24 protein-coding genes are annotated in these 26,890 nt (G+C 68.8%); 18 read left to right on the forward strand and 6 right to left on the reverse strand.

What is annotated here, in order from left to right:
• The first annotated feature begins 13 nt into the window (after positions 1-13).
• The 9 genes from ACGHX3_RS00610 to ACGHX3_RS00650 all read left to right on the forward strand — a co-directional run bounded on the left by ACGHX3_RS00610 (position 14) and on the right by ACGHX3_RS00650 (position 8,819).
• Positions 14-490, forward strand: a complete 477-nt coding sequence (locus ACGHX3_RS00610; protein WP_162336051.1) for a histidine phosphatase family protein — start codon at positions 14-16, stop codon at positions 488-490.
• On the forward strand, positions 487-1,074 hold the full coding sequence (locus ACGHX3_RS00615) for a YceI family protein (RefSeq protein ID WP_394696024.1): 588 nt from the start codon (positions 487-489) through the stop codon (positions 1,072-1,074). The genes ACGHX3_RS00610 and ACGHX3_RS00615 overlap by 4 nt, the downstream gene beginning before the upstream one ends.
• The gene (locus tag ACGHX3_RS00620; RefSeq protein ID WP_394696025.1) at positions 1,071-3,038 is read left to right on the forward strand and encodes a phospholipase D family protein; all 1,968 of its coding nucleotides are present in this window, start codon (positions 1,071-1,073) and stop codon (positions 3,036-3,038) included. Before ACGHX3_RS00615 ends, ACGHX3_RS00620 begins: the two co-directional genes overlap by 4 nt.
• Positions 3,039-3,139: 101 nt before the next feature.
• Entirely contained in the window at positions 3,140-3,562 is a 423-nt protein-coding gene (locus tag ACGHX3_RS00625) for a hotdog fold thioesterase (protein WP_213601978.1), read from the forward strand.
• Positions 3,563-3,678: 116 nt separating this feature from the next.
• Positions 3,679-4,476, forward strand: coding sequence for a lysophospholipid acyltransferase family protein (locus ACGHX3_RS00630; protein ID WP_394696026.1), 798 nt, complete (start codon positions 3,679-3,681; stop codon positions 4,474-4,476).
• An 88-nt stretch (positions 4,477-4,564) separates the two neighbouring features.
• Positions 4,565-5,557, forward strand: a complete 993-nt coding sequence (locus ACGHX3_RS00635) for a YheT family hydrolase (RefSeq protein WP_162336047.1) — start codon at positions 4,565-4,567, stop codon at positions 5,555-5,557.
• A 50-nt stretch (positions 5,558-5,607) separates the two neighbouring features.
• A complete protein-coding gene (locus ACGHX3_RS00640) occupies positions 5,608-7,671 on the forward strand; it encodes a tetratricopeptide repeat protein (protein ID WP_394696027.1) in 2,064 nt (687 codons plus the stop codon).
• Positions 7,672-7,698: 27 nt separating this feature from the next.
• The gene (locus tag ACGHX3_RS00645) at positions 7,699-8,313 is read left to right on the forward strand and encodes a YbhB/YbcL family Raf kinase inhibitor-like protein (RefSeq protein WP_394696028.1); all 615 of its coding nucleotides are present in this window, start codon (positions 7,699-7,701) and stop codon (positions 8,311-8,313) included.
• Positions 8,310-8,819 (forward strand): RDD family protein, encoded by a 510-nt coding sequence (locus ACGHX3_RS00650; protein WP_394696029.1) that lies wholly within the window; start codon positions 8,310-8,312, stop codon positions 8,817-8,819. The genes ACGHX3_RS00645 and ACGHX3_RS00650 overlap by 4 nt, the downstream gene beginning before the upstream one ends.
• Positions 8,820-8,825: 6 nt before the next feature.
• On the opposite strand, the gene ACGHX3_RS00655 is transcribed toward ACGHX3_RS00650, so the two are convergent.
• The 4 genes from ACGHX3_RS00655 to ACGHX3_RS00670 form a co-directional block, all read right to left on the reverse strand.
• A complete protein-coding gene (locus tag ACGHX3_RS00655; RefSeq protein ID WP_394696030.1) occupies positions 8,826-10,244 on the reverse strand; it encodes a hypothetical protein in 1,419 nt (472 codons plus the stop codon).
• Between the two features lie 97 nt (positions 10,245-10,341).
• Complete coding sequence (locus ACGHX3_RS00660) at positions 10,342-11,160, reverse strand: DUF4377 domain-containing protein (protein WP_394696031.1); 819 nt, start codon at positions 11,158-11,160, stop codon at positions 10,342-10,344.
• A gap of 77 nt (positions 11,161-11,237) precedes the next feature.
• Positions 11,238-11,645 carry a hypothetical protein gene (locus ACGHX3_RS00665; protein WP_394696032.1) on the reverse strand — a complete coding sequence of 136 codons (408 nt, stop codon included), beginning with the start codon at positions 11,643-11,645 and terminating at the stop codon, positions 11,238-11,240.
• A 21-nt stretch (positions 11,646-11,666) separates the two neighbouring features.
• The gene (locus tag ACGHX3_RS00670; protein WP_162336043.1) at positions 11,667-12,464 is read right to left on the reverse strand and encodes an undecaprenyl-diphosphate phosphatase; all 798 of its coding nucleotides are present in this window, start codon (positions 12,462-12,464) and stop codon (positions 11,667-11,669) included.
• 212 nt (positions 12,465-12,676) lie between these two features.
• Here ACGHX3_RS00670 and glnA point away from each other — a divergent pair, with 212 nt between their 5' ends.
• From glnA to ACGHX3_RS00715, 9 genes are all read left to right on the forward strand, one after another.
• Positions 12,677-14,086, forward strand: a complete 1,410-nt coding sequence (gene glnA / locus ACGHX3_RS00675) for a type I glutamate--ammonia ligase (protein WP_162336042.1) — start codon at positions 12,677-12,679, stop codon at positions 14,084-14,086.
• Positions 14,087-14,518: 432 nt separating this feature from the next.
• Entirely contained in the window at positions 14,519-14,857 is a 339-nt protein-coding gene (locus ACGHX3_RS00680) for a P-II family nitrogen regulator (protein WP_055941078.1), read from the forward strand.
• 180 nt (positions 14,858-15,037) lie between these two features.
• Entirely contained in the window at positions 15,038-16,348 is a 1,311-nt protein-coding gene (locus ACGHX3_RS00685) for an ammonium transporter (protein WP_394697207.1), read from the forward strand.
• A gap of 61 nt (positions 16,349-16,409) precedes the next feature.
• Complete coding sequence (locus ACGHX3_RS00690; protein WP_162336040.1) at positions 16,410-17,462, forward strand: nitrogen regulation protein NR(II); 1,053 nt, start codon at positions 16,410-16,412, stop codon at positions 17,460-17,462.
• Positions 17,452-18,885: a nitrogen regulation protein NR(I) gene (gene ntrC, locus ACGHX3_RS00695; RefSeq protein ID WP_213601958.1), complete on the forward strand. Its 1,434-nt coding sequence runs from the start codon at positions 17,452-17,454 to the stop codon at positions 18,883-18,885. Before ACGHX3_RS00690 ends, ntrC begins: the two co-directional genes overlap by 11 nt.
• A gap of 79 nt (positions 18,886-18,964) precedes the next feature.
• Positions 18,965-19,537 carry a superoxide dismutase family protein gene (locus ACGHX3_RS00700; RefSeq protein WP_313929383.1) on the forward strand — a complete coding sequence of 191 codons (573 nt, stop codon included), beginning with the start codon at positions 18,965-18,967 and terminating at the stop codon, positions 19,535-19,537.
• Positions 19,538-19,782: 245 nt separating this feature from the next.
• Complete coding sequence (locus ACGHX3_RS00705; protein WP_394696033.1) at positions 19,783-21,435, forward strand: hypothetical protein; 1,653 nt, start codon at positions 19,783-19,785, stop codon at positions 21,433-21,435.
• A complete protein-coding gene (locus tag ACGHX3_RS00710; protein WP_394696034.1) occupies positions 21,432-22,919 on the forward strand; it encodes a PQQ-binding-like beta-propeller repeat protein in 1,488 nt (495 codons plus the stop codon). Before ACGHX3_RS00705 ends, ACGHX3_RS00710 begins: the two co-directional genes overlap by 4 nt.
• A 68-nt stretch (positions 22,920-22,987) precedes the next feature.
• Positions 22,988-23,707, forward strand: a complete 720-nt coding sequence (locus tag ACGHX3_RS00715) for a DUF6683 family protein (protein WP_394696035.1) — start codon at positions 22,988-22,990, stop codon at positions 23,705-23,707.
• 59 nt (positions 23,708-23,766) lie between these two features.
• Here ACGHX3_RS00715 and ACGHX3_RS00720 read toward each other — a convergent pair whose 3' ends face one another.
• A complete protein-coding gene (locus ACGHX3_RS00720; protein WP_394696036.1) occupies positions 23,767-26,187 on the reverse strand; it encodes a protein kinase in 2,421 nt (806 codons plus the stop codon).
• On the reverse strand, positions 26,184-26,738 hold the full coding sequence (locus ACGHX3_RS00725) for an ECF-type sigma factor (RefSeq protein ID WP_394696037.1): 555 nt from the start codon (positions 26,736-26,738) through the stop codon (positions 26,184-26,186). The genes ACGHX3_RS00720 and ACGHX3_RS00725 overlap by 4 nt, the downstream gene beginning before the upstream one ends.
• Positions 26,739-26,890: the final 152 nt, after the last annotated feature.

The raw sequence follows: 26,890 nt of genomic DNA on the forward strand, positions 1-26,890 counted from the left end.
GAGAAAGTACCCCATGCGTGAACTGATCCTGCTGCGCCATGCGCATGCCGAACCGGCGACCACCGGCCAGTCCGACCTGGACCGTCCCCTGTCGCCGCAGGGCCTGGCCGAGGCCGAGGCCGTGGCGCGCTGGCTGAAGGAGCAGGGCCTGGTGCCGGACCGCGTGCTGTGTTCGCCGGCGCGTCGCGCGCGCGAGACGCTGGAGTCGGTGCTGGCGGCGATCGGCTACGTGGAGCAGCGGCTGGAAGAGCGCATCTACGAGGCCACGCCCGGCACGCTGGCCGACCTGGCCGACCAGCACCGCGAGGCCGAGCGCCTGCTGATGGTGGGCCACAACCCGGGCTTCGAGCAGCTGGCCGCGCTGATGTATTCCGGCGTGACCAGCGAGTACCGCGGCATGCCGCCCGGCGGCGTGGTGGTGCTGACGCTGCCGGTGGATGCAGCGATCGAACCCGGTGTGGCGCAGCTCTCCGCCTTCTGGTGGCCATGAAGTCCGATCTGCCGCTGGCCGTCTGGCTGGCCGTGCTGTGCCTGGCCCTGCTGTGCGCCGCGCCCGCGTTGGCGCAGCAGGGGCGTAATGATTTCGATCCGGCGCACACGCGGCTGGGATTCGAACTGCGCACGCGCTGGGGGCAGGTGCTGGACGGCGTGTTCCGGCGTTACGAAGGCTCGGTGGAGCACCTGCCGGACGGACGCCAGCAGGTGCGCCTGCGCATGTACACGCGCGACGTGGAGATCATCGACCACGAGCGTTATGGCGACTGGGCGCGCAGCGAGAAGTTCTTCGATGCCGACCGCTATCCGGTGGTCACCTTCACCTCCAAACCCTACGACCCGATGCTGCTCTACGACGGCGGCACGCTGGAGGGCGACCTGAGCATCAAGGGCATCAGCCGGCCACGCAGCCTGCAGGTGGCACCCGCCGATTGCGCGCGCGCCGCGGTCGACTGCGACGTGGTGGCGACCGGCGCGGTGCGCCGCAGCGACTACGACATGGACGACTGGATGCTGGCGGTCAGCGACCGCGTGGTGTTCGTGCTGCGCGCGCGCATCCGGAGCGGAAAAACCCCGTGAACCGCCGTTTCCCCCGACTCGCCGCGCGGGGCGCGGTGCTGTGCCTTGCGCTGCTGGGCACGGCCTGCGCCAGCCTGTCCGACCGCCAGCGCGACCGCGCCGCCGGCATCGCCGCCGCCGCCCGCTCGACGGTGGTCGAGTGCACGCAGGCCGATGCCTGCGCGGTCGCGTCGCCGCTGTACGACCTGGCGGCGCAGGCGCGCGCGGAATCCACCGCCGCGTCGCCGCGCCATTACGCGGTGATGCTGGACAAGGGATCCGACGCCTTGCTGGCGCGGCTGAACCTGATCCGCAGCGCGCGCGAACGCATCGACCTGCAGACCTACATCTTCGACAAGGACGACAGCGCGCGGCTGGTGCTGGACGAACTGCTGGCCGCGGCGCGGCGCGGGGTGAAGGTGCGGGTGCTGATCGACCAGCTGTCGGCGATCGCCGACCTCGAGATCCTCGCCGCGCTGTCCGGTTCGCACCAGAACTTCGCCATCCGCATCTACAACCCCAGCTTCGGCAAGGCCAAGCTCAACTACCTGGACTACGCAGGCAGCGTGCTGTGCTGCTTCCGCCGCTTCAACCAGCGCATGCACACCAAGTTGCTGCTGGTGGACGACCGCATCGGCATCAGTGGCGGCCGCAACTACCAGGACGACTATTTCGACTGGGATGCGGAGTACAACTTCCGCGACCGCGACGTGCTGGTGGCCGGACCGGAAGCGGCGGCGATGGCCATCAACTTCCAGGCGTTCTGGGACGCGCGCCGCAGCGTGCCCGCCGAACGGCTGAACGATGTCGGCCGCACGCTGCTGAAGGAGGGCGTGCCGGCGATGCCGGTGCCGCGCTACCTGCGCCCGGAGCGCGTGCAGGCCGCGAGTGCGCAGGCCAGCGATCCGCAGGTGGTGGAGAGGCTGTTCGTCGAACCGGCGTTCCAGGTCGGGGCGGTGCGCTACATCGCCGACCTGCCGCAGAAGCACCGGCGCGAGCGCCGCGACGACGACGCGCCCGCGGCGCCGGAGCTGGAAGCGCTGATCCGCGGCGCGCAGTCGGAAGTGCTGCTGCAGACGCCGTACCTGGTGATGTCGAAGCAGGCGCAGGCGATGTTCCGCGAGATGCGCAAGCGCCAGCCGCCGCCGCAGGTGACCGTGTCGACCAACAGCCTGGCCGCGACCGACAACCCGATCGTCTATTCGATGTCGTTCAAGTACAAGCGCCGCTACCTGCGCGAGTTCGGCTTCCGGATCCACGAGTACAAGCCGTTCCCGGAAGACGCGCCGGTGGACTACGCCGCGCTGATGCCGGAAGGGCCGCCGGTGGCCGCGCCGGAGGGCATCGGCAGCCGCGGCATGCGCGGTCCTTCCGGTTCGATCGGTCCCTCCAGCAGGTCGGCCTCCGATGCCGGCGCGGGCGAAACCACGCGCCGCCTGCAGCGTACCGAGTCGCGGCCGTCGTTCTTCAGCAGCGGCGCGGCGGCCGAGCCGCTGCCGCTGAAGCGTGCGGGCGTGCGCATGGGCCTGCATGCGAAGTCGATGGTGATCGACGGCGAGATCGCGGTGATCGGCACGCACAACTTCGACCCGCGCTCGGAGAACTACAACACCGAGGCGGCGGTGGTGATCAACGACACCGCGTTCGCGCAGGCGCTGGCCGGGAGCATCCGCCGCGACATGTCGCCGGAGAATGCCTGGACGATCGCGCCGCGCGCCAAGCCACCACTGTTTTCCGGGCTGGATTACAGCCTGGGCAAGGTGTCCGAGGCATTGCCCATCTTCGACATCTGGCCCTGGCGCTATGCGACCAGCTACGAGTTCCAGCCCGGCCCGGACTGCCCGCTGCCGGTCGGTCCGAAGGATCCGGCCTTCCAGCGCTGCTACGTGGCGGTGGGCGACTTCCCCGAAGTCGATGTCGGCGCCAAGTGGCTGTACACGCGCGTGCTGACCGCCTTCGGCGCGGGCCTGGTGCCCATTCTCTAGGAGTGAGTGGAGAGGAGTGAGGCGTGAGTAACGCCCGCGCTCCTGCCTCCCCTCACTCCTCACTCCTCACTCCTCTCCGCTCACTCCTCCAGAGAAACGCCATGGCTTTCCGCGCTCCCGTCGATCTCGCCGCCATCAACGCCCATGCCGCCAACACGCTGGTATCGAACCTCGGCATCGTCATGACCGCGGCGGGCGAGGACTGGCTGCGCGGCACCATGCCGGTGGACGCGCGCACGGTGCAGCCGTACGGCATCCTGCATGGCGGCGCATCGGTGGCGCTGGCCGAGACGCTGGGCAGCGTGGCCGGCAACCTGTGCGTGGACACCACGAAGGAGATGGTCGTGGGCCTGGAGATCAACGCCAACCACGTGCGCGCGATGCGCAGCGGCGTGGTCACCGGCACCGCACGGGCGCTGCATGTCGGTCGCAGCACCCAGCTGTGGGAGATCCGCATCGAGAACGACGACGGCAAGCTGGTCTGCGTGTCGCGGCTGACCCTGGCCGTCGTGCCCAGGACCTAGTGGGGAGCGGAGAGGAGTGAGGGAAGCGAGAACTTTTGCCTTTGCTCACTCCCCACTCCTCACTTCTTTCCACTCGCTCCTGCCCCTCCACCCCTGACTCCTGCTATCGTGACAGCATGACGCCGCCCCCTGTTCATGTTGCTGGCGGCAGCGGCGTGGCACGGGTATTCCGTTACGCGTATCGCGTGCCGTTGCTGCTCATCCACCTGCTGGTCTTCCTGCCGATCACCCTGCTGTGCCTGTCGCCGGTGCTGGTGTGGATCCGCGTGGGCGAGGAGAGCATCGGCGACGTGGCGGTACGGCATTGGTCCGGTGGGCTGATGCGGATCTTCGGGTTCCGCCTGCGCCGGATCGGCACGCCATTGCCGGGCCCGACGATGTTCGTGGCCAACCACGTCAGCTGGATCGACATCGAGGCGCTGCACAGCCAGCGCATGATGGGCTTCGTGGCCAAGCAGGAGATCCGTGGCTGGCCGGTGGTGGGTTGGCTGGCGGCGCAGGGGCAGACCATCTTCCACCAGCGCGGCAGCCAGGAATCGCTGGGTGGCGTGCTGCAGGCGATGATGCAGCGCCTGCGCGAGGGCCGGCCGGTCGGCGTGTTCCCGGAGGGCCGTACCCGCGATGGACGCTCGGTAGGGCCGTTCCATGCGCGTATCTTCCTGGCCGCGGTCGAAGCCGGCGTGCCGGTCCAGCCGGTGGCGCTGCGCTATGGCGCGCGCGGCAGCGCGCAGCCGGTGGTGGCGTTCGGGCCGAAGGAAAGCTTCTTCGCCAACTTCGTGCGCCTGCTGGGCGAACCGGCACGCACGGCCGACATCTGCTTCCTGGAGCCGATCCGCGTGGCCGACGTGGAAGGCCGCCGGCGCATCGCCGACCTGTCGCGCGAGCGCATCGTCCGGGCGATGGCCGACGCCTGAGCGGCCGTCGTGACGGCATTCCGACGTATTCGAGGGAATACTCGGCCCGCCGGTGCCACCCTCGTGCCGATCCTGCCGCGATGACCCCATGATAACTGCCGCCGACTTCCGTCCCCCGCGCTGGCTGCGCAACCCGCACCTGCAATCGGTGCTGGGCTCCAGTGCGCTGCGCCGTCGGCGTGCGCTGCGCGCGCTGGCGGCCAGCGGCGCGGTGACGCTGGAGCACATCGTGGACGGCGGCGACGGCGTCCGCCTGCAGGGCTTCCACAGCCAGGTGGCAGGACGCGAGGCGCGTGGCCTGGTGTTGCTGCTGCACGGCTGGGAAGGCAGTGCGGATTCCAACTATATGCGGCTGACCGCGGCGCAGCTGCTGGCACGCGGGTTCGACGTGTTCCGGCTGAACTTCCGCGACCACGGCGACACCCACCACCTCAACGAGGACCTGTTCCACTCCAACCGGCTGGACGAAGTGGTGCATGCCGCGCTGGACGTGTCGCGGCGGTTCGCCGGCGACGTGCCGATGCGGGTGGCGGGCTATTCGCTGGGCGGCAACTTCGCGCTGCGGCTGGCGCTGCGCGCGCCGGAGGCCGGGCTGGCGCTGGCGCACGTGGCGGCGGTCTGCCCGTTGCTGGATCCGGCCACGACGATGGACAGCATCGAGAACGGGCTGCCGCTGTACGACTGGTACTTCGCGCGCAAATGGCGCCGCTCGCTGGAGCGCAAGCGCAGCCTGTTCCCGCAGCGCCACGATTTCGACGACACCGTGCTGGCGCTCGACATCCGCGCGCTGACCGACTGGCTGGTGCAGCGGCACACGGCGTTCGGCACGCTGGACGCCTACTTCGACGGCTATGCGATTTCCGGGACGCGGCTGGCCGGCCTGAGCGTGCCGACGCACATCCTGATGGCCGAGGACGATCCGGTGATCCCGTTCGACACGTTCCGCGACTGGGCGCTGCCGGCGCAGGCCACGCTGGAGATCGCGCCGTGGGGTGGCCACTGCGCCTTCATCGAGAACGCCGCCGGCGATGGCTACGCCGAGCGCTGGGTGGCCGAGCGCCTGGCCGGCAGCGCCGCCTGAGCCGGGAAGCCCCGGTACAATCGGCGTTTGACCGAACGCTGGTAACCGCAATGTACGACCCGATTCTGGACGCCCTGCGCCGTGGCGCCGTGGCCGAGGCCCTGACCGCCGCCGAAGCCCTGGTGGCCGAACGCCCCGACGACGCGCAGGCGCTGCGCTGGCTGTCCACCGCCCAGATGCAGGGCGGCCAGCCCGACGCGGCGCTGGCGACCATCGACCGCGCCATCGCGCTGGCGCCGGAGAATGCCGACCTGCACCTGGCGCGCGCCGGCGTGCTGGTGGGCAGTCGCCGCAACGAGGACGCCCAGGCGGCGCTGAGCCAGGCGACGGTGCTGGATCCCAACCAGTTCACCGCCTACGTGATCCAGGGCCAGTTGGCCCTGGGCCGCGGCGACCTGGACGAAGCCGAGCGGCTGGCCCGCCTGGCCGCGCGCGTGGCACCCGACCATCCGCAGCTGGCGGCGATCACCGGCATGGTGGCCCTGCGCCGCGGTAACGCGGACGAGGCGATCAGGATCGTCTCCGCAGCGCTGCAGCAGGCGCCCGACGATGTGCAGCTTCGCTACGCGCTCGGCTTCATCCACATGGGGATGGGCCATTGGGCCTTCGCGGAACAGGCGTTCCGCACCGTCGTCGAAAAGGTGCCCGGCTCCGACAACCTGCGCAGCCTGATCGCCGACCTGATCCGCCGGCAGGGCCGACCCGCCGATGCCGCCGACGAACTGGTGCCGCTGGTGGCGATCAACAACGCGCCGGCGCTGCATCGTTACATCGGCCACCTGCGACTGGCCGCCGGACAGAACGAAGAAGCCCTCGCTGCGTTGCGCATCGCCCTCGCCGGACAGCCGCGCGACCGCGACACGGTGCTGGCGATCATCGAGGCCTGGCGTCGCCTGGGCGCGCAGGACGATGCGCGCAACACGCTGGATGCCGCGCTTGCCACGACGGCCGATGCACATGACCTGTGGCTGGCGCGCCTGCTGTTCGAAACCGTCGGCAGCGCCGAAGCGCGCAGCGTCGTCGATCGCTGGGTGGCGGCGATGCCGCAGCACATCCCCGCGATGGAAGCGCAGATGTCGGTGCTGGACGCCGCCGGCGAAGACGATGCCGCCGAAGCCGTGGCGCGTCGCATCGTGGAACTGGATCCCGGCCGCGCCAGCGGTGAGCAGCGCATCGTCGAAGGCCTGCTGCGCCGCGATCCGATGGCGGCGATCGCGCGCGTCGGCGAGTTGGCCAGCAACGCCCAGAATCCCGATCAGCAGCGCAGCCTGCGCGGCTGGCAGGCGTTCGTGCGCGATCGCGCCGGTCGTTACGCCGAGGCGGTCGGCAGCTGGGGTGCCCTCGCGCATGAGCTCGCGCCCTCGCGGCTGCCGCTGTGGACACAGACCGGCGCGACCGGTCCGTGGCCCGAACTGGGCGAGGTCGTCGCCTCGTCCGAGCCGCGTCCGATCCTGCTGTGGGGCCCCCCGGGCACCGTGGTCGAATCGCTCGCCGGCGTGTTGGGCTATGTCAGCGACCGCCTGCGTGGCGACCGCTTCCTCCCCGAGCCTCCGAAGGATGGCTTCCAGAGCTATTTCACCCCGGCGCGCCTGCTGTCGGGCGAACTGACCGGCGAAGCGCTGATCGCCGACTGGCGCACCACGCTGAAGAACCGCTCGGTCGATACCGGCGTGGTCGACTGGCTGATCTCGTGGGACAACGCGCTGCTGCATGCGCTGCGGCCGCACCTGCCGGAGGCGCTGCTGATCGTGGCCGTGCGCGATCCGCGCGATGCGCTGATCGACTGGCTGGCCTTCGGTTCGCCCGCGCCGCTGGCGCTGGATGATCTGGAAGCCGGCGCGACCTGGCTGGCCGGCCTGTTCGCACAGATCGCCGACCTGCACGAGCAGGACCTGTACCCGAGCCGCCTGATCCGCATGGACGCGATCAAGGACGACGCCGGTGCCGTGGCGCAGGCGCTGGGCCAGGCCCTGGGCGCGCAACTGCCGCTGCCGCCGTCATCCGGTGCGCGCCGCTTCCCGGAAGGCCACTGGCGCCACTACGCGCAGGCACTGGCCGGTCCGTTCGCTGCGCTGACGCCGGTCGCGGTACGCCTGGGCTATCCGGAAACCTGATTTCCCCTCTTCCTGCAGGAGCGACGCATGCGTTTGTGGAGCGACAGTTTCAAGCACATGGCCCCCATCCCGGCCGAGTTCGCGATGGGCCAGCCGGACGGCTTCGCCGCCAACCGCAATCCGCACCTCGCGTGGGAGGGCGTGCCGGACGGCACGAAGTCCTTCGCCCTGCTGTGCATCGACCCGGATGCGCCGACGGTGCCCGAGACCGTCGGCCGCGACGACCTGCAGATCCCGGTCGAACAGCCGCGCGCGCATTTCATCCACTGGGCGATGGCCGACATCGCCGCCGACGTGCGCGAGATCGCCGCGGGCAGCTGCAGCGACGGCGTCACCGCCAAGGGCAAGCGGCAACCCGCGGGGCCGGCCGGTGCGCGACAGGGTCTGAACGACTACACCGGCTGGTTCGCCGGCGACGCGCAGATGGGCGGCGACTACTACGGCTACGACGGCCCGTATCCGCCGTTCAACGACCTGCGCACGCACCGGTACTTCTTCCGCCTGTTCGCGTTGGACGTCGCCATGCTCGATCTGCCGCAGCGCTTCACCGCGGGCGATGTCGAACGCGCGATTCAGGGACACGTGCTGGGCGAAGCGCTGGTGCATGGAACGTATACGTTGAACGCGACGGTCAGCGGATGAACCCGCCGGACGGGGGCAATCCTTACGAGAGTCCCCTCAGTGCTGTCGCCGACGCCCCCGTCGAGGCGGCGGCACTCACGCCGGCGACGAAACTCCGGCGCTTCGTCCACTGGATGATCGACCGGCTCATCGTGGTCGGCATTATTTTCCTCGGCATGGTCGCGGCGGGCATCGTCGGCGGCGACGAGGTGCTGGATTGGGTGGAACAGCTGCCCTGGTGGCAGGACCAGCTGATCGGCTTCGCGGCGATCATCGTCTACTACACGCTGATGGAAGGGGCCACGGGAACCACCATCGGCAAGCTGCTGACCCGCACGCGCGTCGTCGACGAGGCCGGTCGCCCGATCACCTTCGGGCAGGCATTGCTGCGCAGCCTGAGCCGCATCGTGCCGTTCGAAGCCTTCTCGATCCTGTTCGCCGACGACGACGATCCGCGCGGCTGGCACGACCGTTGGCCAAGGACGCGCGTCGTGCTCAAGCGCCGACCGGCCGCCCTGCCGGCGTGATCCGCATCAGTCGGTGGGTGGCCGCCAGCGCCAGCGACCATCGGCATCGATGACCAGGCACGTGCCCGACGTCGGACAGTCGCGCGCCACGTGGATCTGTGCCGGGGGAACGCCCAGCCGCCACGCCAGGCCCATCTGGCCGATGGCGTAGAAGCGCTGCTCGTCCGCCACGCTGACGTGCAGCGGCGTCGCGACGGGTTGCCGTTCCAGCGCCTGCAGGGTCGCTTCCGCCCAGTACGCACGGCCGATGAGGCCGGGATGATCCAGTCGCCGCGTGCCTTCCACGGCGATCCACGACGATACGGCGATCAGGGCGGCGACCACGAGCGCGGTACCGTCGGCAGCGACGCAGCGCGCCAGCACGACGATCGGCAGGATCACGGCGATGGCGGCGTAGTACTCGTAGCTGTTCCAGGCGAACAGGAAGTACGGTGCATACGCGAGCCCCGCGAAGGCCGCGACGCACCACCACTGCATCGGTGTCAGCAACGTGCGGCCGCGCCAGCCGGCGATCGCCCACGCGGCCAGCATCGGCAGCGCGGTGGCGGCGATCCAGGCCAGGCCCTGCATGCGCTCGCCCGCGACCGCCATGCGCATCGCTTCGCGCGGGACGTTCAACAGCCAGGCGACGAACGAGGCGGCGTTGCGCAGCACGTTGCCGCCGAGGCTCAGCTCGTAGGACGCGTCGGTGTTGGCGGTGAAACGCGAGCGCAACGACAGCCAGATCGCGACGACGGCCACACAGGCCAGCCAGGCGACGAGTTCACCGCGGTCGAGCCGGCGCACGACGACGAATGCGGCGACCACCAGCATCAACGCGGGCGTCAGCGCGGCCGATTCCTTGCTCAGCAGCGCCAGCGCCAGCCACACGGGCAGTGAGGCCAGCAGGAGGGGGCGCAACCGGTGGGTAGCGTTGTCGCGCGCGCTGACCCAGGCCGCCAGCAGCAGCGTGGTGAACAGCGTCAGCATCGCGTTGTTCGCCGCTGCTGCCCAATGCACCGGCAACAGGTGCATGGTCAGCGCGCCGTACGCAGCGGCGGCGAGTGCCGCGATGCGACCGGCGTTCGCCCAGCGGCACGCACGCGCCAGGCGGAAGGCGAACAGCGCGACACCGAGAGTGGCCAACGCGTGCAGCACCAGGCTGACCACGTGCGCGGCATGCGCGCTGCCGCCCAGCACCGCATCGATCCAGCGCCAATAGCCTTCCTGCGAGAGCGGGCGCCAGAACCGCGGCGGCGACGACGGCCAGAAATCCGACCACCATGGCGCGCCGGCCGCGTTGGTCCCGTGCGCGGCATGCAGGAAGACGTAGTCGTCGCCCCAGAACGGCGTCCTCAGCGCCGGCCACCACATCAGCAGCGCGGATGCGGTCAGCAGGGCGACGGCGATCCACGGGAGGGAAGCGTTCCTTGCGGGGTGGTTCATCAGTCGCGCGTCGAAGTCGGTGACGCGCCACTATAGCGGCTGGTCCACCAGGCCGATGCGCGTCATGCCGGCACGACGCGCATCGGTGGCAGACGCGTCACTGCTTCTCGTTGGCCGACTCCACGACCATGTCCAGCACGTAGGCGTTCGAGGATCCATCCGCCGGCGGGTTCTTCACCGTATAGCGGTCGACGCGCAGCACGTTGCGTACGCCGGGCTCGTGCGTGTAGCCCTCGATGCTGTCGTAGAAGTGCTCGAACTCGCCGGGCGTGCCGACTTTCAGGCCCTTGTCGTCGTACTTCACCTCACGCACCTGCAGGCACTGCTTGTCGGGGATCAGCGGGTGGCTGCAGGGTTTGGTCTCGGCGGCTACCTCAAGGAATACACGTTCACCGTGGCCGCCAAAGCGGGTGTCGGCGGTCGGGTTGCCAGCAAACAGCAGCTTGTCGCCGGTGGCGGTGGTGAGTGCCAACTGGGCGACGCCGTCCTGCGTGGCGGCGATCTTCAGCGTGCCTTCCAGTCGCTTGCCGATCTCCTGGTCCAGCGCCATCAGTGCGTTGTCGGTGCAGGCCATCATCGTGGAGGTCAGGCGCCCCAGCGTGAGGCTGGTGTCCGACAGCGTGTAGGTGCCACTCATGCGGTTGCAGGCGTTGGACACGCCCAGTCGTCCTTCCTTGAAGTCGAGTTGCAGTGGCTTGTCGGCGCGGGCGAACAGGGCATCGATGCGCTTGCCCTGCGCGTCGGTCGCGTCCATGAGTTGCCAGTGGTACTGGGAGAGCAGTGGGGATGCATCGACGGTGGCAGGGGCCGGTGTCGCAGCGGCCGTCGTCGCGGACGGCGCCGGCAGAGCCTGTTCCACGGGTTTCGGGCAACCTGCCAGGGCCAGCGGCAGGGCAAGCAGCAGCAGTCGTTTCATGGCGTTCTCCATCAGGGTGGCGGTATGCAAACGCGTGATAGGTTGGAATGGGGTGAAGACGGTCGCTGGCGGTTGTTTCAGCGCTCGCCGCCGGGAGGGGCCGTCCAGAGCACGATCGCTCCGCGATCTACCTCTGCTGGCAGCAGGCGGATAAGCCGCCGGCCGTTACCATCCAGACCGGTTGCGACCAGCATGACCTTGTCGTCGACGCAGCCGGACAGATGAACATGGGCGGAGCGGCCGTCGAAGAGCAACTCGCGTGGATGCAGATCGGAGAATTCGGCGGGAATGTCCTTCATCGCATGCCACTGCCCTGATGGCAGGTCATCGGGTGTTCTCAGGCGGGCGAGGTCGGCATGCAGCTTGGCGAGGCGCTCCTGCGACAGTGCACGTGCCGCAGCAGTAGCCTCTTCATTGCCTCCGCATCCACAAGCAGTCAAGGAGATGGCAAGCAGGGCGACAACCGCAGTTCTCATTCCCCGCATGCTTTCTCTCCTTCGCTCGCCTCAGCTGCCGACCGGCATCAGCAACAGCAGCAGCGCGCCCAGCACGATGCGGTAGATCGCGAAGCCGGTGAAGCGGTGCGACTTGATGAACCCCAGCAACCACTTCACCACCACGAAGCCGGTCGCCGTGGCCGCGGCGAAGGCCAGCGCCACCTCGCCCCAGTTCTCGCTGCCCAGCGCGTCATCCTTCACCAGCTCCAGGAAGGCGTAGCCGCTGGCCGCGAACATGGTGGGAATGCCGACGAGGAACACGAACTCCGCCGCCGACGAGCGCCGGCTGGTACCCGCCAGCATCGCCATGAAGATCGCCGCGGCCGAGCGCGAAGTGCCGGGGAATACGCCGGCCACCACCTGCGCCAGGCCCACCAGGATCGCCACCTTCCAGGTGATCGTGGCGACATCGCCCCGCTTCTCGGCGAAGTGTTCGGCCACCAGCATCCAGACGCCGCCAATGATCAGCGCCCAGGCGATCGGGGTGACGGTCTCGGGCAGTTCCCAGCCGGCCAGGCGGACCGGGAGCCCGACCGCCGCCGTGACCAGGAAGGCGGCGGCCAGCTTCATCGAATAGTCGCGGGCCTCGGCGTCACGCCAGCAGCCGGTCGTCAGTTCCCAGATCCGGCGCCGAAACACCAGGGTCGTCGCGAGGATCGCGCCGGCCTGGATGACGATGTTGAAGAAGTCCGAGCGCTCGCCCAGCCAGTGCTGCGCGATCAGCAGGTGGCCGGTACTGGAGACGGGCAGGAATTCGGTCAGGCCTTCGAGGATGCCGAGCAGCAGTGCGGCGAACAGGTCGGTCATCGTGGCCAAGCGCTGGGAAGGGGTGGCAAAGAATAAGGGAAACGGCCATGCACTGTTTTGGGTTGTGACGGCCGACAAGTGCACCAAAAAAGGGATCATCCGTGAAGGCAGCGTCAATCCAGTCCATGTAAATCAATGGCTTGCCGGTGATTCGAGGTTGGCACGGCGATTGCTCTATATCCGGACATTCTTATCCAACCCGAGGTTTCGAGATGTCCCTGGAGAACGTTGAAAAGCTGATCAAGGACAACAAGGTCGAGTTCGTCGACCTGCGCTTCGTCGACATGCGCGGTATCGAACAGCACGTCACGTTCCCGGCCAGCATCGTGGATGCCTCGCTGTTCGAAGACGGCAAGATGTTCGACGGCTCGTCGATCTCGGGCTGGAAGGGCATCAACGAGTCCGACATGGTGCTGCTGCCCGACCCCAGCACCGCCTACCTCGATCCGTTCTACGCAGACCCGACCCTGGTGCTGGTCTGCGACATCCTCGACCCCGCCACCATGCAGGGCTACACGCGCGATCCGCGCGGCATCGCCAAGCGCGCCGAAGCCCACCTGAAGGCCAGCGGCGTCGCCGACCTGGCGTTCTTCGGCCCGGAACCCGAGTTCTTCATCTTCGACTCGGTGCAGTTCGCCAACGAGATGGGCAACACCTTCTTCAAGGTCAACTCCGAGGAAGGCGCCTGGAACAGCGGCAAGAGCTACGACGGCGCCAACAGCGGCTACCGTCCCGGCATCAAGGGCGGCTACTTCCCGGTGCCGCCGACCGACTCGCTGCACGACCTGCGTGCCGAGATGTGCAAGACGCTGGAACAGGTCGGCATCGAGGTCGAAGTGCACCACCACGAAGTCGCCACCGCCGGCCAGTGCGAGATCGGCGCCAAGTTCAACACGCTGGTCAAGAAGGCCGACGAGCTGCAGCGCATGAAGTACGTGGTGCGCAACGTCGCCCACCGCAACGGCAAGACCGTGACCTTCATGCCCAAGCCGATCGTCGGCGACAACGGCAGCGGCATGCACGTGCACCAGTCGCTGGCCAAGGGCGGCCAGAACCTCTTCTCCGGCGACGGCTACGGTGGCCTGTCGCAGCTGGCGCTGTGGTACATCGGCGGCATCTTCAAGCACGCCCGCGCCATCAACGCCTTCTCCAACTCGGGCACCAACAGCTACAAGCGCCTGGTGCCGGGCTTCGAGGCGCCGGTGATGCTGGCCTACTCGGCGCGCAACCGTTCCGCTTCGTGCCGCATTCCGTGGGTCGCCAATCCGAAGGCGCGCCGCATCGAGATGCGCTTCCCCGATCCGCTGCAGTCCGGCTACCTGACCTTCACCGCGCTGATGATGGCCGGCCTGGACGGCATCAAGAACCAGATCGATCCGGGCGCGCCGAGCGACAAGGACCTGTACGACCTGCCGCCGGAAGAAGAGAAGAACATCCCGCAGGTCTGCTCCAGCCTGGACCAGGCACTGGACGCGCTGGACAAGGACCGCGACTTCCTCAAGGCCGGCGGCGTGATGACGGACGACTTCATCGATGCCTACATCGCGCTGAAGATGCAGGAAGTGACCAAGTTCCGCGCGGCCACGCACCCGCTGGAATACCAGCTGTACTACGCCAGCTGATGCCGGCGTACGCGCACATCGCGATGCACGTGGAGGGCCGCACGCCGGTCCTCCACGGCACAGCGGGCGCGCACTGAGTTCTCGCGGCGATGGCGACGGATCTCCCCTCCCACCCGTCGCCATCGCCGCACCTTATCGAGCGCATCGTCCTGCGATGCGTTCGACCGGTTGGGGAACCGGGGCACCACCCGTCTTCGATTCACGGAGATCGCACCAACGCTGTAACCGGGGAAACACAGGAGAGGTCCATGAACCGCAGCTCCCTCCCACGTCATCCGCTCCTGCCGCAGTCGATCGCGGCAGGCACGGAGGCGGTTCATGCATCGCTCCGCACCGATCACGTGCACGCGGCCAGGGGGTTGCGCGCACCGGTGACCTGAAACCGCCGGCCGGCTCCGGTCGGCCGGTTCCATCCACCATCGGGGTATGCGCATGAAACTGATCACCGCCATCATCCGGCCGTTCAAGCTCGACGAGGTCCGAGAGTCATTGTCGCAAGCGGGCGTGTCCGGCATCACCGTGACCGAAGTGAAAGGCTTCGGCCGGCAGAAGGGCCACACCGAGCTGTACCGCGGCGCCGAGTACGTCGTCGACTTCCTGCCCAAGATCAAGATCGAAACCGTCGTGACCGACGAGCGACTGGAGGCCGTCATCGAGGCCATCCAGCAGGCGGCCGGCACCGGCAAGATCGGCGACGGCAAGATCTTCGTCACCACCATCGACCAGGTCATCCGCATCCGCACCGGCGAAGTCGGCGCGGACGCGCTCTAACACTCGGAGCCCCACATGAAGACTCGACTGTTGTCCGGGTGGAAGACCCGTGCGCACGTGCTTTTCCTGGCCGCGTCGTTCGGCCTGATGACCCTGGGCGTGGCGGCGACCGCCATCGCGCAGGACCCCGCGCCGCCGCCGGCGGCTGAAGCGACCGCAGACGCCGCGCCTGCGGCCGAGGTGGTCGCCGAGACTGTCACCGAGACGGTCACCGAAGCGCCCGCGCCGGAAGCGGCGCCCACGGAAGCCGCCGCCGAACCGACGGTCGACAAGGGCGACGTGGCGTGGATGCTGACATCCACGCTGCTGGTGCTGATGATGGTGGTGCCCGGCCTGGCGCTGTTCTACGGCGGCATGGTGCGGTCGAAGAACGTGCTGTCCGTGCTGGTGCAGGTCATCACCGTGTTCTCGCTGCTGGTGGTGCTGTGGATCGTCTACGGCTACAGCCTGGCGTTATCGGGCGAAGGCGCGTGGGTCGGCAACCTGGACAAGCTGTTCCTGAAGGGCGTGACGCCGGAAACGCTGGCCGCCACGTTCACCGACGGCGTCAGCCTGCCGGAGTACGTGTTCGTCGCGTTCCAGTCGACATTCGCCGGCATCACCGGCGCGCTGATCGTCGGTGCGTTCGCCGAGCGCATGAAGTTCGCCGCGGTCATCCTGTTCTCGGTGATCTGGTTCACCTTCGGCTACCTGCCGATCGCGCACATCGTGTGGGCCACCGGTGGCTACCTGTTCGAACTGGGCGCGCTGGACTTCGCCGGCGGCACCGTGGTGCACATCAACGCGGGTGTGGCCGGCCTGATCGGCGCGTACTTCGTCGGCAAGCGCCTGGGCTACGGCCAGACCGCGCTGAAGCCGCACAACGTCACCCTGACGTATGTCGGCGCCTCGTTGCTGTGGGTGGGCTGGTTCGGCTTCAACGCCGGCTCCAACCTGGAAGCCAACGCGGGCGCGGCACTGGCCTTCATCAACACGCTGGTCGCCACCGCCGCCGCCGTGATCGCCTGGGCGCTCACCGAGAAGATCTTCAAGGGCAAGTCGTCCGCGCTGGGTGTCGCCTCGGGTGCGGTGGCTGGCCTGGTCGGCATCACCCCGGCCGCCGGCCTGGTGGGTCCGTTCGGCGCCGTCGCCATCGGCTTCATCGCCGGCGTGGTCTGCGTGTGGGGCGTCACCGGCCTGAAGCGCCTGCTGAAGGTCGATGACACCGCCGACGTGTTCGGCGTGCATGCGGTCGGCGGCATCGTCGGCGCCCTCCTGACCGGCGTGTTCAACTCGCCGAAGCTGGGTGGCCCGGGTCCCGAGGACTTCGACATGGTCGCGCAGGTCATCAAGCAGGCGACCGGAGTGGGCCTGACCATCGTCTGGATCGGCGTGGTGTCGGTGGTCGCGTTCCTGATCGCCAAGGTCGTGTTCGGCCTGCGCGTGGCCGAGGACGCCGAGCGCGAGGGCCTGGATATCGCCGCGCACGGCGAATCGGCCTACGAGGCCTGATGGCATGCCGGGGACGGCGTTGCACTAAACTGGTGCAATGTCGTCTCCGGCCCCGTCCCCCATGCGTTTCGAACCCACCACCGACGCGCTGAGCACGCCGGTGGCCTGGGCGGATGCCGCCGGCCTGATCCGCGGCGTGAACCCCGCCTTCGCCCGCTGGCTGGGCGTCAGTACCCGCCGCCTGATCGGGCAACCGCTGGCGGCCCTGGAGATCGAAGGCGACGCCATGGCGCGCTTCCTTGACAACACCGACCGCGACGTCCTGCGCCTGCACCGGCTGGCGCTGGGCATGCCGGGCGAGTCGCCGTGCTTCGCCGAAGGCTGGCTGTCGCGGCTGGAGGGCGGCGGCTGGCTGCTGGAAGCGCACCCGGTCGACGAGTTTCCCGCGCTCGATCCCACCCAGGTGCTGCCGAATGCGTTGAGCGCGGCATTGAAGGGGCTGGCGCACGAACTGCGCAATCCGCTGGCGGGCCTGAAGGGCGCCGCCCAGTTGCTGGCCCGCCGGGCCGCGCACCGCAACGACAACGACGACGAGCGCGAGCTGATCGAACTGATCGAATCCGAGATCAACCGCCTCAACACCCTGCTGGAACAACTGCTGTCGCCCTCGCCGCAACGGCCGCACGCGCCGTTGAACATCCACACCGTGCTGGAGCGCGTGCTGCGCCTGGCCGAGAACGAAGGCGGCTGGTCGGTGCGCCTGCAGCGCGACTACGACCCCAGCCTGCCGGAACTGTCCGGCGACGCCGACCGCCTGACCCAGGCGGTCTGGAACCTGGTACGCAACGCCCTGCAGGCGGGTGCGGCCAACATCATCCTGCGCACCCGCGTCGAACACGGGTCGCGCATCCACGACCACCTGCACGCGATGGCGCTGCGGGTGGAGATCGTCGACGACGGCCGAGGCGTGCCCGAAGCGCTCGCCGAGCACCTGTTCCTGCCGCTGGTCAGCGGTCGCGCCGAAGGCAGCGGCCTGGGCCTGGCGTTGTCTCAACAGGTGGCGCGCGAGCACCAGGGGTCGCTGACCTACCGCTCGCGCCCCGGCCACACGGTCTTCACCCTGCTGCTGCCGCAATCGCCGCACGACACCGACGAGGAACGTCATGTCCATTGATCGCCTGGCCGCCACCCCGGCCGCCGACGCACGCCGCATCTGGGTGGTCGACGACGACCGCTCGGTGCGCTTCGTGCTCGCCACCGCGCTGCGCGACGCCGGCTATGCGGTGGACGGCTTCGACAGCGCCGCCGCCGCGCTGAGCGCGCTGGGTGCGCGCGGCGCGCCCGATCTGCTGTTCACCGATGTCCGCATGCCGGGCGATGACGGCCTGGTGCTGCTGGACAAGCTGAAGGCCACGCACCCGCAGCTGCCCGTCATCGTGATGTCGGCCTACACCGACGTCGCCAGCACCGCGGGTGCGTTCCGCGGCGGCGCGCATGAATTCCTGTCGAAACCGTTCGACCTCGACGACGCGGTCGCGCTGGCCGCGCGCACGCTGCCGGATGCGGAAGAGACGGCGGACGCCACGCAGGACAGCGACGCCGCGCCCACCCCGCAACTGATCGGCGACACGCCGGCCATGCGCGCGCTGTTCCGTGCCATCGGCCGGTTGGCGCAGGCGCCGTTGTCGGTGCTGATCACCGGCGAAACCGGTACCGGCAAGGAACTGGTCGCGCATGCGCTGCACCACGAGTCGCCGCGCGCGCGCAAACCGTTCGTGGCGCTGAACACCGCCGCGATTCCCTCGGAACTGCTGGAAAGCGAACTGTTCGGCCACGAGGCCGGCGCGTTCACCGGCGCGCAGAAGCGCCACACCGGCCGTTTCGAACAGGCCGACGGCGGCACGCTGTTCCTCGACGAGATCGGCGACATGCCGCTGCCGCTGCAGACGCGCCTGCTGCGCGTACTGGCGGAAGGCGAGTTCTTCCGGGTCGGTGGGCGTGAACTGATCCGCGTGGACGTGCGCGTGATCGCCGCTACCCACCAAGACTTGGACGGGCTGGTCGCCGAAGGCCGTTTCCGCGCCGACCTGCTGCACCGCCTCAACGTGGTCCGCCTGCAGCTGCCGCCGTTGCGCGAACGCCGCGCCGACGTGCCGCAGCTGGCCGAGAACTTCCTCGCCATGGCCACGCGCAAGCTGGATATCGCGCCGAAGCGTTTCAGCAATCCCGCGCTGGACCTGCTGCAGGCCCACGACTGGCCCGGCAACGTGCGCGAACTCGAGAACGTCTGCTGGCGCCTCGCCGCACTGGCGCCGGCCGACGTCATCAACACCACCGACCTGCAGGGCGCGCTGTCGCACGCGCCGATCGCCGGCGGACGCGGCGAGTGGGACCACGCGCTCGGCGAATGGGCGCGGCGTCGCCTGCTGGAAGGCGCGGAGTCGCTGCACGCCGAGGCGCGCGAGCGGCTCGACCGCACGCTGCTCGAGGTGGCGCTGGAACTGACCCACGGTCGCCGCGCCGAAGCGGCGGCGAAGCTCGGCGTGGGACGCAACACGGTGACGCGCAAGCTGGGGCCCGGCCGCAAGCGCGGGTGACGGGTCGCCTCCGTTTTCATTGAACATGAAGGTATCGGTCGTTACGGTAGCCGGCCACACCCTGCAACCGGAGCTTCCCATGCGCATTGCCTTGCTGGCCGCCGCTTCCGCCCTCGCGCTCGCCGCCTGCGGCACCACGCCGTCTCCGTCCTCGCCCGCGTCGACGACGACCACCGTCGTCCCCACCACCAGCACCGCCAAACAGGCCGTCGCCGTGCTGGCCTCGGCGTCCGGCAGCCTGGTCAGCGGCAGCGTCACCCTCACGCCGATGGGCAAGGGCCTGCACCTGACGGGCGAAATCGGTGGCCTGCCGGCCAACGGCACGCATGCCTTCCACATCCACGAGAAGGGCGACTGCAGCGCCGCCGACGCCAGCAGCGCCGGTCCGCACTTCAATCCGTTCAACGCCGCGCACGGCAAGGCCGGCAGCGGCGCGCACCACGCCGGCGACATGAACAACCTGACCGCGAATGCGGATGGCGTGGCGAAGGTCGATGCACACATTGAAGGCGTCACGCTGGGCGGTGGTGCCGTCAACGACGTCGCCGGCCGTGCCCTGATCGTGCACGCCGCACCGGACGACTACGCCAGCCAGCCGGCCGGCAACGCCGGTGCACGCGTGGCGTGCGGCATCATCAAGGTCACGCAGTAACCTCCAGCGCGTAGCGTGCGCCATGCGCACGCTACGACCGCAGGCCGGCTGACAGCGACGTTGCAGCCGGGCGATGCACGGAGGATCCGCGCCGAATGTCGAGGCGGGTCCTGCGCACGTCCCGACAACCCCGCGTCTGGTAACACGGCACCGTACCGGCGCGGGTGTCATCGGGTGGCGTCAGAGTGGTGACTGGATCGGCGACGGTTTTCCGCTAACCGGAGACCGCCCACCGGAACACCGCCATGACCCCCAACCGCCTGTTCGTCGCTTTCTCGCTGGCCCTGCTGCTCTCTGCCTGTTCGCCCGGGCAGCAGGACACCCCGCCCGCGGCACCTGCCGCGGCAACGCCGGACGCGATGCAGGCTGCCGTGGCCAGGCTCCAGGCCGAAGGCCCGCTGCCGTCCGCGCGCGAGGCTTCGCATCTGGAGTACTGGCTGCACTACAAGCTGATGCAGGCCAACGGGGTCGAGCAGGCGCTGGGAGGCGAAGCGCCGACCATCGCCGCCTTGAAGGCCTTCGGCCTGGCGGTAGAGCGGTCGGCGCTGGTGGCGCAGACGCAGGTGCCGAAGATGGTGCCCGCAGCGTTCGACGGTACGGGGATCGACGCCGGCATGATGGGGGCCGGTTACGGCCTGGTCGGCGGTGCGCTGACGGGCAGCCTGGTGAGCGGTGGCCTGTCGAACGCGCAGGTTGCCCAAGCCGCACAGAACGGCCCGATCAAGTTCGACGGCGATGGGGGCCCGGCGCAGATGGACATCGCCCAGGACGGCATGCGCACGACGCTGGAGCAGACGATCAACGAGAACGGCGTCACCGGCAAGGTCAAGACGGAGGTCCGTATCGACGCCTGCCCGGATGCCACGGGCAAGCTGACGGTCACCCTCGAGATGACATCGACGATGGGAGCGGGGGGCAAGCGTGGTGCAGTGACACTGCGTTACCGGCAGGAGCGCTGGCTGGACGACGATGCCCACCTGTTGCCCATCGGCAGCGGTGATCAGACGAACGCCTCCGAGTTCTTCCAGATCGACATGAAGGGCGACGGTGCGAACGGGCCGCTGTCGTACTACCAGGACACCGGCTTCACGCCGGACGGCAAGCCGGCTGGCGGCAGTCTGGACTACAGCGGCTACAGCATATTCCGCCCGGCCGAAGCCGCCCATACCGAGAAGATGGTGGCGGGCACGCAGAACCTCATGCGCGCCTTCGCGCAGATGATGCTGCAAGGCTCGTTCAGCGGCGGCAAGGCGCCATGGGAATCGGGCCGTTGCGTGGACCTGAAGCTGCGCAGCACGCCGGACAAGCGCAAGGGCGCCAAGCCGGACACGCGCTACACGGTGTTCGCCGAGCCGCGGGCGAAGAAGGACGGCATGCCGACCGGCGGCACGGTCAAGGCCACGCTGAAGGGCGCCAGCGCGCTCGACCCGCAGGGCAAGGTCAAGGCCGATGCGACGTTCGACTACCGGAATCCCGCGAAGAAGGGCGAGCGCGCCAGCATCGACTTCGAGGCGCGCAGCAAGCGTGGCGTGGGCAAGGCCACGCTGTCGTTCGATACGAAGAAGAGTGGCTACCGGGTGACCGGCGGCGGCGATCCGGTGAATCAGGTGGTGTGTGGCCTTGATGCTCCCTTCGTGTTGAACGGCAAGCTGTTCGGTGCGGAATTCACCGGCGGGATGGAGGGCAGTTACGCGTTGGTGCGCACACCGAACATTCCCGGGCTGCAATGGAAGGGCCGGGGCACGTACACCATCGTGTTTCCCGACGGTGAGGACAAGCCAGGGAGGCTGACCACCCAAGGTGGTGGCAGCACGACTGCCGGTGACCACACCCGGCAGACCACCGGCGACGAGCATTTCACACTCACCCCCGTCGACGGCTGTGAGGGTTCGCCATGACAGCCATGACCGCTCGCGCAGTTCGCGCCATTTCCCTGCTTGCTGTCCTTGCCGTGTCGCCGGTCTGGCCCGTAGTCGCAGGACAGGCTGACGACTCCCCGGCCGCCCGCGCCGCCGCCATCGCGCGCCTGCGCACTGCGCCGTCCATACCTGTCTGTGCCGATCCTGGCGCGATGGGACGCACCTTCGGTACCACCTGCAACAGCCGCGAATTCCCGGCCCCGGCGATCCTGGAAGCACCGAAGATCGTGTGGCAGACGCGCCCCGGCTGGTGGGGTGCGTGGTCGCCGCTGCTGGTCGGCGAGCTGATGCTGACCGGCAGCTGCAACAACGACGGCAATGCGGGTTTGTCGGCGCTGGACCTGCGTACCGGGAAAACCGTCTGGCGGATTGCGGATATCTGCACGGTCGGCAACCGGCGCGGAACGACCGGCAACGTGGCCTTCTTCGAATTGCCGTCGGGCGAAGTGCTGATGGTCTATCCGCGCGACAACGGCGAACCCACCGACTACTACGTGGTCGACGTCAAGGCGGGGCGCATCGTGCGCTCGCTGACGCCGGCCGCGAACGTGACGTTGCGCGGCCTCGGCGGCAGCCTTACCGGCGTCAATCAATCGAACAGGGAGGGCGTCAGCAACCTGATCGGTTTCAATCCTTCGCTCGACCAGGTGCTCTGGCGCAACCGCGGGTTTCGCCTGGCGATGCGCAACGATGATGCGCACTACCAGCCCACCTTCAGTCCCGCCGCACGGACGGACGATGTCCTGCTGCTCTCCGCGCGCAGCAAGGACCAGCCCGATCCCGCCACGCGACAGTTGCACGCCATCGATGTGCGTACCGGAGAGACGTTGTGGCGGCACACCGACCAGCCCGCAGTCGAGCGCAGTAGCGGCGGCGGTGGCGCGTGGCGATCGGACGATGGCGTTCCGATGGTGGCGGGTGGCAAGGCGATCATCCGCGTGCAGGGCCTGCTGGGTGCTGCAGCGCATGGCACGAAGCCGACGGGCGATGCCCTGCGCGCCTTCGATCCACGCAGCGGTGCAATCGCATGGACGACCCAGCCAATCGCGGGCACCTTGATCGAGAACCGCGTCGCCGTGGGCGACGTGCTCGTCGTCGAAGTCGTGCAAGGCGGCACCCGCGCGTTGTGGGGCTATCGGTTGTCCGACGGCGCGGCGGCATGGCGTCGCAGCGTGTCCGCGCAGATCCACGTACTCGCATCGGCCGGTGGCGTGCTCTACGCATCGGAACGGCGGGCATCCGCAGACGGCCGAAACAAGGACTACAGCCTGCAAGCGCTGGACGGTCGAACCGGCACGCTGCTGTGGACCACGACCGTGCCGGGCCACAACCTCGACTTCGAGGGCGGCTGGGGCATCGAACCCGACCCGCGGCGCACCGGGTCGCAAGGCCCCGCCTGGCGCATCGGCCGCGACGGCGCGATCTACGGGGTGACCCTGACCGGCGCCTTCAAGCTCCAGTGAGCCCCTGGATCACGCATCCGTCGTCGCCTCGATCCACCTCCCCACCACCTATTCCACGAGGAACACCCATGTCCACGCCTGTCATCGCATCGCTCTGCCTGCTCCTGTTCGCGGTCGCGCCCGCAGCCCATGCGCAGCGCTCGTCCTACCAGGTGTTCATGGACAACAACCGCATCATGATGGACCGCATCAACGGCGACATGGCCATGCGGACCATGTGCGAGGACTGGAAGCGCAAGGGCGACAAGGTGCCCGCAGGCTGCGCGGAGTACGCCTCGTCGTCCGTGGCGGCGCCGCCTTCGCCGACCGCCACCCGCTTCAGTCCGGTGACCGGCGATGCCTCGGTGAAGAGCCTCGCCGACAGCCTGGGCAGCACGCCGGAGGAGCGCGGCCAGATCCTGCAACTGGCCGGTGCGGGCAAGGAACTGTTCGCGCAGAAGTACAAGGGCAAGGGCTGGGACAACACGCTGGCGGGTGCAATGACGTTCTTCATCGTCGCCACCCACATCGTCAGTACCGACGCCGAACCGGATGCCGCGGCCGAGGAACGCCTGTTCGCTTCGCTCAACGCGACGCTGGCGGGTTCGGACATCGCGCGCGCGTCGAACGCGGACAAGACCGCCTTGTACAACACGCTGCTGGCCGGTGCTGGATTGCCGCTGGTGTTCTACGTCGATGGCAAGCAGTCCGGCAACGACGCGCAGGTGAAGCAGGCGAAGACGATGGCCGCCGGCTTCGCCCGTCGGTTCCTCGGCGTGGAACCGCAGGCGCTGGCGGAGATGCTGTAGCTCGGGCTGGCGGCGTGCGCTGCGGCAGGCCTTCGGGTGATGGCTGCCGAGGTCTGCGGTCAGCGCGCTTCTGGCGTGGCCGATGCCTCGGCGCTGATCCTGCGCTTGAGCTCCATCAGCGGTGGAGTATCGACCTTGTCGAGTGTGGCCAATGCGCGGCGATAGTGGTCGGCGCGCTTGCCGGCATCGCCCAACGTGCCCCAGGCCATGCCCTGCCCGGCCAGGATCTTCGCCTCCGTGCCGGGCTGCACCGCCTTGCCGGCGATGATGCGTTCTGCATGCGCGTAGGCCTCGAGTGCCTCGTGTGCGCGACCGAGGTCGTTCAGTGCGCCGCCGATGCCGATGTGACCATTGACCAGTGCAGGATTGTCCGCGCCGTAGATGCGGCCGGCGATGTCGGTCGCCTGGCGGAAGCTGGCCAGCGCGCCTTCGGCATCGCCCAGGTGCTTCTGCGCTGTGGCCTTCAGGCTCAACAGTACCGCTCGTCCATCCCAGCTCGACGCCAGTCCCTGCTTGTCGGCGAAGGCTGTGGCGTCCTCAACCGTTTGTAACGCCGCTGTGTACTGTTCCTGCGCGTTCAGCACGCGGGCCAAGCCGATCGAAGCCACCAGCACATCGATTGCCTGGATCGGGTCGGTGATGTCGACGCGCTTGAACGCAGCGATTGCCTGTTCGTAGTTCCTGCGCGCATTGTCGTTCTCGCCGTTGCCCAGATAGGCGTCGCCGAGGTTGCGCAGCGAGACCGCCTGTTCGAACACGTTGTCGGGCAGGTACTGCATGCGCAGGTCGGCGGCGTGCCTGGCGGCCACGATCGCATCCTTCGGCTTGCCCGTCACCCCCAGCACCTGCGCGTAATTGCCGAAATGCGCGGCCAGCTCCGTTGCGTCGTCACGGTCGTAGGGTGGCGCAGGGTCTTGCAGTCCTTGTCGATACAGCGTTTCGGCGGTGGCCCAGTCCTGGCCGGCGGCATGGAGATTGGCCAAGGTGCGTTGCATCGCCTTGCGCGCATGCGTATCCAGCGCCGGATCCTGCTCAAGCGTCTCACGTGCGCGGACCAGCAGATCATTGAGACTGAACTGCGCCTCCAACTGGCCCTGCGGCGCCACGCCGAACAGCGCGTCCTGCATCAGGAGCAGGGCCTGGCGTGCCCGGCGGGCCTGCAATTGCGCTTCGCCGCGTTGCTGCTCGGCAACGCGTGCATGCGTTCGCGCCTCGTTCGCCTGCCACAGCGCCACGCCGGTACCGGCGACGAGCGCCAACGCGACTGCGCCAACCGCCGCGGCGAGCAAACGATTGCGCCGCAGCCACAATGCCGCACGCGCACCCTTGCCCAAGTGCGCCGCTTGCACCGGACGATGGTCCAGCCAGCGCTGCAGGTCGCTGGCCAGGGCGTCCACACTCGCGTAGCGGGCCTCGGGTTCGCGCCGCAGACAGGTTTCGACGATGACGGCCAGGCCGCCGCGCAACGCTCTGGCCAGCGCCGCACCGTCGGTTTCACCACGCTGCGTGGCCTGCTCCGCGTTGGCGTGCGAGGCGGCGCGCGTCAGTGGTTCGGGTTCGCGTTCCAGCCGTTGCAGTTGCGCCGCCAGCGGCGTGTCGCGTGTCAGGCCGAACGGGTGCGAACCGCTCAGCAGCCGGTGCAGCACGATCCCCAGCTGCCAGACGTCCGTGGCGGTGGTGACCGGCGCGGCATGCAACTGTTCGGGCGATGCATATTCGAAGGTCAGCGCACGGTCGCTGGTGGCGGTGGCGTCGCTGCCTTCGAGCTGCTTGGCGATGCCGAAGTCGAGCAGCTTCACGCGGCCGTCGGCGTCGACCAGCAGGTTGGACGGCTTCAGGTCGCGATGGATGACCAGGTGGCGATGCGCGTGGGCCACCGCGTCCAGCACCTGCCCGAACAGCCTCACCCGTTGGCGCAGATCGAGCGTGTGCGCATCGCACCACTGGTCGATGGGCACGCCTTCCACGAACTCCATCACGAAGTAGGGATCGCCGTCGTCGCTGAAACCGCCGTCCAGCAGCGTGGCGATGTTGGGATGCTGCAGCTGCGCCAGCAGCTGGCGTTCGCGCAGGAAGCGCTCGCGCGCCGCCGGCGAGTCGGCCGCCGCGCGGATCAGTTTCAGGGCCGCCTGCTGCGCGTAGGCGCCATCGCTGCGCTGCACCGCATAGACCGTACCCATGCCGCCGTGGCCGATCACGGAGACCACGCGCCATGCGCCCAGCCGGCGACCGGGCATGCCCTCGTCGTGCGATGCCTCGCCGGATTCGCGCAGGGCCTCGCCCCAGGCCGCCGCGTTGCCGAGGAACGGCTGGGCCTCGCTTGCATCTGCGGCCAGCATCGCGCGGACGTCGTCCAGCAGCTGCGCATCGTCGCCGCAGAGCACCTGCAGCTGGGGCTCGCGCGCATCGTCGTCCAGGTCGATGACGGCGTCGAACACCACCAGCGCACGCCGCTGTCGTTCCGCCGCGGTGTCGGTCATGTGGTTTCCTTCAGCAGGAAGGCGCGCGCCCGCCGCCAGTCGCGGCGCAGCGTGCTCTCGCTGATGTCCAGCATGCGCGCCACCTCCGGCTCGGTGTAGCCGCCGAAATAGCGCAGTTCGACGATCTGCGCGGCACGCTCGTCGAGCCGGTGCAGCGCTTCGAGCAGCTCGTCCAGCTTCAGCACCTCGACCGCGGCGGCGTCGCCGGCCATGTCGGCCGCGCCCAGGGTAAGCGCATCCTGCCCGCCACCGCGCTTGTCCGCCTTGCGTGCGCGCGCATCGTCCACCAGCACCTGCCGCATCGCACGGGCCGACAGTGCCAGCAGGTGATTGCGGTCCTGCGCGGCCAGTTGCGCGCCACCCAGCTTCAGGTACGCCTCGTGCACGAGGGCGGTGGTTTCGAAGACGTCGCGCATGCGCCGCAGCTGCAGGCGCGCGGCGCGCTTGAGTTCGGCGTAGACCGCCGAGTACGCCGCATCCATCGCCTGCGCATCGCCGTCGCGTGCGCGCGCCAGCAGGCGGGTTACCTCGGGTGGGGATAGCGGTTCCACGTGGTTCGCCCGGCATCCGTTGAGCCGGGGTGGAGTGTCGCACAGGCGCGATGTGACTCGACGGCCAGCGCGGCATGAACGGATTCGTCCCCGCATTCCGCATCTCCCCTCAAGGCCGGCATTCCGCCGACGCCATATCCGAAGTGGGGAGT

Origin of the sequence: Pseudoxanthomonas japonensis (assembly GCF_043632995.1) — a bacterium.
In the GTDB taxonomy this organism is placed as follows: domain Bacteria; phylum Pseudomonadota; class Gammaproteobacteria; order Xanthomonadales; family Xanthomonadaceae; genus Pseudoxanthomonas_A; species Pseudoxanthomonas_A japonensis.